This window comes from Bacteroidia bacterium (genome assembly GCA_025056095.1).
In the GTDB taxonomy this organism is placed as follows: domain Bacteria; phylum Bacteroidota; class Bacteroidia; order JANWVE01; family JANWVE01; genus JANWVE01.
In genome coordinates, this window is the sequence record JANWVW010000145.1 from 1 (window position 1) to 7,087 (window position 7,087).

Here is a 7,087-nt window from a genome sequence, read left to right on the forward strand (position 1 = left end):
CGTTAGCGAAGCACCGAAGCGAAGCGCAGTGCGGAATGCCCCGACCCTTGCGTCAGCAAGGGGCACGCCCAAAAAAATAATTCATCAATAAGCAAAATTATTAGCTTGGCGAAGAAAATAGCTTTTCCATAATGGCAGTTTTGAACTTTTCTTCATCTTGGTCCCAAAAAACTAGCTCAATTTTTAAGAAACAAAAGTTAGGAATTTCTTTCAGGACCTGATAAGCAGGTGTATACCGCATGCGATAAAAGTCTTTTTCTGTACAAACTACATAATCAGGATTGAGCAAGGCTATTTCATCCTGTATACACTTGATAACACTTGCATCAAAATTTCTGTGGTCTTTCAAGGTCAAAACAGTGGGAATTTCAGCTTTCAGTTCTTCTAACTGCGCAATAAAATAATCAGGATTGCCAATGCCACAAACAGCAAATACACACTTGTTTTGAAGCTCTTCCAATGGTACTATATTCCCATCAGCTATTTTGACCAAATATTGAGGTTGATACGAACAGATAAAAATAGGCAAATTAGGTTTTATTGCATGAATATATCGTTCAAATTGAGAAAGTTTTCTTTGAGTTTGAGGTTGATATTTTACTTTGTTAATCACTACAATATCCGCCCTTTCTAAACTAATCATAGGTTCTCGAAGGTTTCCCATAGGAAGCAAAAAATCTTGCCAAGGAGGAGAATGATAATCCAATACAACGATATTCAAATTTCTCTCAATCGCACGATGCTGAAACGCATCATCTAAAAGAATAATTTCAGGCGATACAGTACGCACTAGTTCATTTGCCCCTATAACTCGTTTTTCAGATACGGCTACCGCAGCAAAAGGTAAATTATGCACGTATTGCGTAGGTTCATCGCCAATTTGAGTGCCTACATGATATACTTTTTCATAGTCTTTACCTAAAATGTATCCTTTTGTAGTACGCTTGTATCCTCTGCTAAGAATAGCTACTTTTTTATTTTGAGTATGTAAAAATTGGGCAATGTACTGAACCAAAGGTGTTTTGCCTGTTCCCCCTGTGGAAATATTCCCCACAGCTATAATTTTTACATTTTGTATGACATGAGATTTGAATAAGCCTAAATCATAAAATAAATTTCTTATGCCCATTACACCATAGTATACCGCACTGATGGGAAAAAGAAGCCAACGAAAGTAATTGAGAATAGATTTCACACTTCAAAATTGCATAAAACAGTTGCTACACAAGGCAAAGAATATCACAAAAAAACTTCTTTTTTTAATTCAAAAGTTAGAATTACTGTTTTGCCATTGTCTAAAAACTCGACTTTATCTGCCAAAGCTTTCATTAAAAAAACGCCTCTTCCGCCAGGTTCTAAAATACGTTCAGGGGAAGTTGGGTCAGGTAAACTATCAGGGTCAAAGCCGTTGCCTTCATCAGAGATTTTGAAGGTTAAGGTTTGTTGGTCATGATGTACTTCAAAGTAAATGTGTTTAGATTTATCTAATTTATTTCCATGAAAAATAGCATTGTTGATGGCTTCGCTTACAGCTACCATAATGTTACCATAAGCTTCTTCTGAAATGTTCCACAAATGTTGGGTGTCTTCAATAAATCTTTCTACAACGCCAAGTGTTTCTATATCAGTGGGAAATTGAAACTTAAAGGTGTTTTGCATACCTTGACAAAATTAGAAAAAATTTACGGAAAAAGTAAGTTACAAAAGATTTGAACAAAAACATATATGCCAAAAAAACGATTGTGCAGAGAGGTAAAACTAAAAGCGTTAATAAATTTTATAGTAATTTCAATAAGCATACATTTTTTGCTATTTTTGCTATTCCATGAAGGCAAGAGCAATTTTAATCTACCATTTAATTGTATTATCCCTATTCAGTTTTGCCCAGAAGACCACTATTAAAATTGTAGGGTCAGAAATCATGCGCCCTTTTATGCAGAAATTAGCCGACGTATACATGAAAAAAAATCCCAAAGTTAAGATTGTGATTGACGGTGGACATACCAATGTAGGGATATTGCAACTCTATGCAGGTACAGATATTGATTTGGTCATGTCTTCTCGGGCACTTAGGGAGTATGAGCTTATACAGCTCAATTTACGTAATGGCTTTCCGCCCTATCAAATTCCCATAGCTATGTCTTGTTTAGCTTTTTTTGTGCATCCGAGTAATCCTGTAAAAGCACTTTCATTTGAGGATTTAATTAGAATTTACGCGGACGAAGCGCCAAATTGGAAAGAGTTCGGAGGACTAGATGTTCCGATAAAACCTTACTCTCTTTCTTCTTACAGGGGTACGTTCTTATATTTTAAGAAAAACATTTTAGATGGCAGGCGATTGGGTAACAATGTTATAGAAGTAGACAGTACTGATTTAATGATACCTGATATTGTTAAAAATCCTTCTGCTATTGGGTATGGCTCTCCTGATTATGCCAAAAATAAACCTGTCAAAATTTGTCCTATTAAAATTCACAAAGATTCTACAGCATACCTACCTACATACGAAAATGCTGTAAATGGATATTATCCTGCTACACGAAATTTGTTTTTAATATGCAAAGAGCAGCCTACGGGAGTAGTTCGTGATTTTATACAGTGGACTTTAACACCTGAAGCACAGCGCATGCTATTAGAGTTCGGTGTTTTTCCCATACGCCCAATAGACTAAAATATACAGCAAAATAAAAAGATATTTTTCACTTGCATACCTAAATAATTCTTTCTATTTTTGTAACCAAAGTTTGTATCTATGAAATTCATTGTATCATCACAGCTATTGTATAAGCATGTCAACTACGTCAGTCGTGTAGTTCCTAGTCGCCCTGTCTTACCTATATTGGAATATTTTCTCTTTGAGCTCAATCAAGGTCAGCTTACAATTACGGCTACAGACTTAGAAGTAACTATGACTACCTCTTTACCTGTGGAGTCACAAGATCAAGGTAAAATTGCAGTAAAAGCTAAAATACTGACAGAAACTTTATCTAAATTACCTGAACAACCGATTACAATTAAATTTGATGAGGAAACTCGTGCTATAGAAATAAATTCGGATAGTGGTAAATACAAACAAGTAGGAGAAAATCCGAATGACTACCCGCAGCCGCATACAGTTGATAAAGGAATACAAGTACAAATGCCCGCAGCACTATTACTCAAAGGAATAAGTAGTACTCTTTTTGCCGTTAGCAAAGATGACATGCGCCCTGCTATGATGGGAGTACTATTTCACTTTACTCCACAAGGACTTAATTTTGTAGCCACAGATGCACATTGCTTAGCTAAATACGCTTTTTCAGATATCACAACTCCTGAAGAGTACCGAATTATCATTCCCGAAAAAGCGCTGACAATCCTTCAAAGAGTGCTACAATCTTCCGAAAATAATATCGTAACAATAGAATTTAATCAAAGTAGTGCTGCCTTTTATTTAGATGGTACTCGTATGAATTGCCGCTTGATTGAAGAACGCTTCCCTGACTATCAAAACGTAATTCCTGTAGACTCGCCCAACCAAGTGATAGTCAATACTGATTCTTTTATTAAAGCTCTCAAACTAGTTTCTCTATATTCTAACGCACACACACATCAAATCCGCTTAAAAATACAAGGAAACATGCTTACCTTAAACGCAGAAGACCTTGAATTTGCTAACGAAGCTTCGGAATATATCCCTTGTGGGCATGAAGGCGAAGATATGGAAATTGGCTTCAATGCTAATATGTTACTTAACGTTGTTTCTAACATTCCTTCAAAAGAAACTACTTTTATGATGTCTACTCCTAACAGGGCGTGCTTGGTTGTACCTACTGAAAATGATGCTAATGAAAGCTTAATTATGCTAATTATGCCTGTTATGCTTTCTTCGCCCTCTTATTCTTAATATACAAAGAAATTTTCAGTGGCATACGCATGTATGCCACTTTTTTATGTAGTTAGCTTTGTGATTTTAGTTATTTTGCCGCAAGCTCTTTTTAAGAATAACCGAACGCAGCTTTTTTACCGCTTCTAAACTACGTAGAGTAGGTCTGACTAAAAGATCTTCTTCTATTCCAATAATTTTACTCGTATCTTGCAAGCAAGGTAAGGATTTCATTTCAGGATACAAGCGCAGCAAAGTTTGTTGTACAGTTGATTTTTGTTGATGACTTACTACTAAATATTCAGGTCGTTGAGATAGGATAAATTCACGTGTAAGTACAGGATAAGCCATATAAGTGATGCTTTCGGCAATGTTTTGACCACCTGAAATATAGACCATATCATTGATAAAACTGTTTTTACCCGCAGTATAAAGAGGTTGAGTACCTATGGCTACCCACATTTTAGGGCGGTGCAAAGGCGAATACTGTGCATATTCCTGAATTACTTTCTCTACACTATCGGCTATTTGATTAGACTTTATCTCTTTGCCAAGCAGCTTACCTAGCACTCTTACAGTACGAGGTATATCATTAAGCGTTTGATAATTGACAAAAAAAACAGGAATTTGGTGAGGCTTAAACTGCTCTATTAGCTTAATGCTTATGATTTCCGTAGATGCCAAGATAACATCAGGTTTTAGGGCTAAAACCTGCTCTGTGCTTACATTCGGATAGACTACTAATTTTTTAGGATGATTTTTAGCTCTCTCAGGATAGTTACAATGTTCGGTAACAGCTACAATTTGACTATCTGCGTCAATGGCATATAGCAACTCTGTTACACTTGGCACTAAACAAACTACACGGCGAGGATGATGGCTAAAAAAGTGATTTTGCTTAACATCATCTACTATGTTAAAACTTTTATACTCTTTCTTATTTTTAGTAGTTTGGCAAGCTTCAGACATTAAAAATAGACTTACCGCAATACAATAAAATTTGAGTTTGTGCAGCATATTTTGCCAATAATAAAAAGTCCTACCAAAAAAATGAATGAATCTCAAAATAAAAACTTTGTGCGTATGCCAACAAGTAAAAAATTGTTGCAACGCCAATATTTTGCAGTTTTGCAAAACAAAATACTTTTTCACCATGAAAAAGCAGCATTTTTTGTTGTCAGTACTATTCGTTTTGATGTTTATCAGCTGCAGCCATAAGAAGCAGACACAACAAAAATTTGCACTTACAGATTATGCTGCACCTTTGGAATACTATGGTTTAAAGAAAATGATAAAAATACCTTCGGGGCGTTTTGTGATGGGAGCAGGAAAAGATACGCATACGGTTTTCATTTCAACATTTTACATAGATGAGACGCCTGTTACTTATGCCGATTTTGAGCAATATGTAAAAGAAGGGGGAGAAATTGCAAAGTATTGGTACTATGAAACTTATCATCAACCTGAAAATCCTGTTAGTGGTGTAAGTTGGTACCACGCTGCGGATTTCTGTAATTGGCGAAGTAAAAAAGAAGGTCTTCAACCTGCGTACAAAAGGACTAATAAATTGGATGCTTGGGGCTATCCTATTTTTGAATGGGATAGTACCGCTAATGGCTATCGCTTGCCTACGGAAGCGGAATGGGAGTATGCTGCGCGCGGGGGACTTGAACAGAAAAACTATCCTTGGGGCGATGAATTCAAAGACGAATATGCTAATTATGACAACGAAAGAGGTTTCAAAATAGGTGATTGGTGGCGCTTAGCCCCTGTAAAATCCCAAAAACAAAATGGCTACGGACTTTATAACATGAGTGGCAATGTTTGGCAATGGTGTAATGATTGGTATGACGCCAACTATTATTCAAAAAGTCCCAAGTACAATCCCAAAGGTCCAGCAGAAGGAAGAGTAAAAGTGATACGAGGAGGCGCGTGGGGCAGCCCCTCTCCAAAATATCTAACCGTACATTACCGAAGCTACAGCGCCCCAAGTAACTACAACTACGATATTGGATTTAGATGCGTGAGACCTATACTAGCTAATATACCCCTTGAACAAAACAAAGCACAAATTCTACCAAAAGTTGAACATGACTTTTATAAGTATGAAACTTCTCATTATCAAAATCCTAAGCCGATAGATTGCTACTCTAAGGCTTTTGTAGAAAGATTAGCTTTATACATTCATGAATTTTATCCTAATTGTCTATACTTTCATGAACCTATCGATGAGCAGCCCATCATTACTCCCAAACAAATGGCAGAGTTAATCGTTGAAGTTTGCCAAAAGTACAAGGTTCATCCGCTGTTTTTAACAGGAATCATAGCATCTGAAAGTGGATTTGCTTCTTGTTCTTTTCCAAGGTGGTTTAATAATCCAATGGCGTATCATTGGCAAAATGTGTTAATGGAAAAAGGACCTCCGCAGTATTCAGGTGATAAGAATGTCAATATCAAGTATAAAACTCTTAAAAAAGGTTTTGAGTACTTTGCCAAAGGTATACACAGACCTGTCTATATCCGTGCAGCTAAAACTAATTTAGATAATTTTCATTTACGATATGTGGGCTACCGGGCAGATGAATGGATGTATACTTTGTCCCGATTGTATAAGGACATTTTAGGAATACGCTTTGAACCTCATTATCCTGAAAAAGATGCAGGAGGGCTGATATTTACCGATTGGGACAGTTTAAAGAAATAAACTCGAGTCTGACATATTGGCAAACATAGTGATACCGCACGTTTCACATTATAGACAAACACTTTGCAACGTAAGGTTTAGGTAAGATTTTGTATTAGTTTTTAGAAAATTTTACTTTTCGGGCGTGCTCTTGCGTCAGCAAGGGGCACGCCCAAAAAATAAAATCATCTTCAAACCTTACATAAATACAAGTAGAATTTTGAGTTACCATTCACCACTAGCCCCCCCGCCACCAAAATCTCCACCTCCTCCACCTCCAAAACTTTTGCTATTGCTGTATGAATTATCACTGTCCCACGAACTACCACTGCCTGAACTGCTGTAATAACCTCCATCATAAAATCCGCCATAGTAAAATCCTCCACCATATCCACCGCCATAAGTGTAACGCCCATTACGGCTCATAGAACGGATAGCACTGATAAAAATGAGAATAATCAAACCTACCACAAAAATCATTGTAAAAAGCCCTACGCCACTGCGTTTTTTGTGGGCAGATTTAGTTTTATATGCAGACT

At 36.7% G+C, this 7,087-nt stretch carries 8 protein-coding genes; 4 read left to right on the forward strand and 4 right to left on the reverse strand.

Translation table 11 applies throughout. From position 1 onward, the window contains the following. Positions 1-100: 100 nt before the first annotated feature. Entirely contained in the window at positions 101-1,195 is a 1,095-nt protein-coding gene (lpxK, locus tag NZ519_10170; GenBank protein MCS7029112.1) for a tetraacyldisaccharide 4'-kinase, read from the reverse strand. A gap of 44 nt (positions 1,196-1,239) precedes the next feature. Continuing rightward, the gene (locus NZ519_10175) at positions 1,240-1,659 is read right to left on the reverse strand and encodes an ATP-binding protein (GenBank protein ID MCS7029113.1); all 420 of its coding nucleotides are present in this window, start codon (positions 1,657-1,659) and stop codon (positions 1,240-1,242) included. A gap of 166 nt (positions 1,660-1,825) precedes the next feature. Between NZ519_10175 and NZ519_10180 the strand changes: the two genes are divergently transcribed. Together NZ519_10180 and dnaN are read left to right on the forward strand one after the other, a co-directional pair. After that, positions 1,826-2,671 (forward strand): phosphate ABC transporter substrate-binding protein, encoded by an 846-nt coding sequence (locus NZ519_10180; protein MCS7029114.1) that lies wholly within the window; start codon positions 1,826-1,828, stop codon positions 2,669-2,671. 81 nt (positions 2,672-2,752) lie between these two features. After that, positions 2,753-3,886: a DNA polymerase III subunit beta gene (gene dnaN / locus NZ519_10185; GenBank protein MCS7029115.1), complete on the forward strand. Its 1,134-nt coding sequence runs from the start codon at positions 2,753-2,755 to the stop codon at positions 3,884-3,886. 66 nt (positions 3,887-3,952) lie between these two features. On the opposite strand, the gene NZ519_10190 is transcribed toward dnaN, so the two are convergent. Continuing rightward, a complete protein-coding gene (locus NZ519_10190; GenBank protein MCS7029116.1) occupies positions 3,953-4,882 on the reverse strand; it encodes a helical backbone metal receptor in 930 nt (309 codons plus the stop codon). On the opposite strand from NZ519_10190, the gene NZ519_10195 reads away from it, so the two are divergent. Both NZ519_10195 and NZ519_10200 read left to right on the forward strand, forming a co-directional pair. Further along, the gene (locus NZ519_10195) at positions 4,874-5,083 is read left to right on the forward strand and encodes a hypothetical protein (protein ID MCS7029117.1); all 210 of its coding nucleotides are present in this window, start codon (positions 4,874-4,876) and stop codon (positions 5,081-5,083) included. The two genes, NZ519_10190 and NZ519_10195, sit on opposite strands and share 9 nt — an antisense overlap. Further along, a complete protein-coding gene (locus NZ519_10200; protein ID MCS7029118.1) occupies positions 5,061-6,569 on the forward strand; it encodes a formylglycine-generating enzyme family protein in 1,509 nt (502 codons plus the stop codon). The genes NZ519_10195 and NZ519_10200 overlap by 23 nt, the downstream gene beginning before the upstream one ends. A 204-nt stretch (positions 6,570-6,773) precedes the next feature. Here NZ519_10200 and NZ519_10205 read toward each other — a convergent pair. Beyond that, on the reverse strand, positions 6,774-7,087 hold a 314-nt coding region (locus NZ519_10205), incomplete at its 5' end, for a hypothetical protein (protein ID MCS7029119.1).

What these genes read in the sequence shown, in the direction of transcription:
- NZ519_10175 (MCS7029113.1), bottom strand. Translation starts at nt 1,659, where the DNA reads ATGCAAAACACCTTTAAGTTTCAATTTCCCACTGATATAGAAACACTT.
- NZ519_10180 (MCS7029114.1), top strand. Translation starts at nt 1,826, where the DNA reads ATGAAGGCAAGAGCAATTTTAATCTACCATTTAATTGTATTATCCCTA.
- dnaN (MCS7029115.1), top strand. Translation starts at nt 2,753, where the DNA reads ATGAAATTCATTGTATCATCACAGCTATTGTATAAGCATGTCAACTAC.
- NZ519_10190 (MCS7029116.1), bottom strand. Translation starts at nt 4,882, where the DNA reads ATGCTGCACAAACTCAAATTTTATTGTATTGCGGTAAGTCTATTTTTA.
- NZ519_10200 (MCS7029118.1), top strand. Translation starts at nt 5,061, where the DNA reads ATGTTTATCAGCTGCAGCCATAAGAAGCAGACACAACAAAAATTTGCA.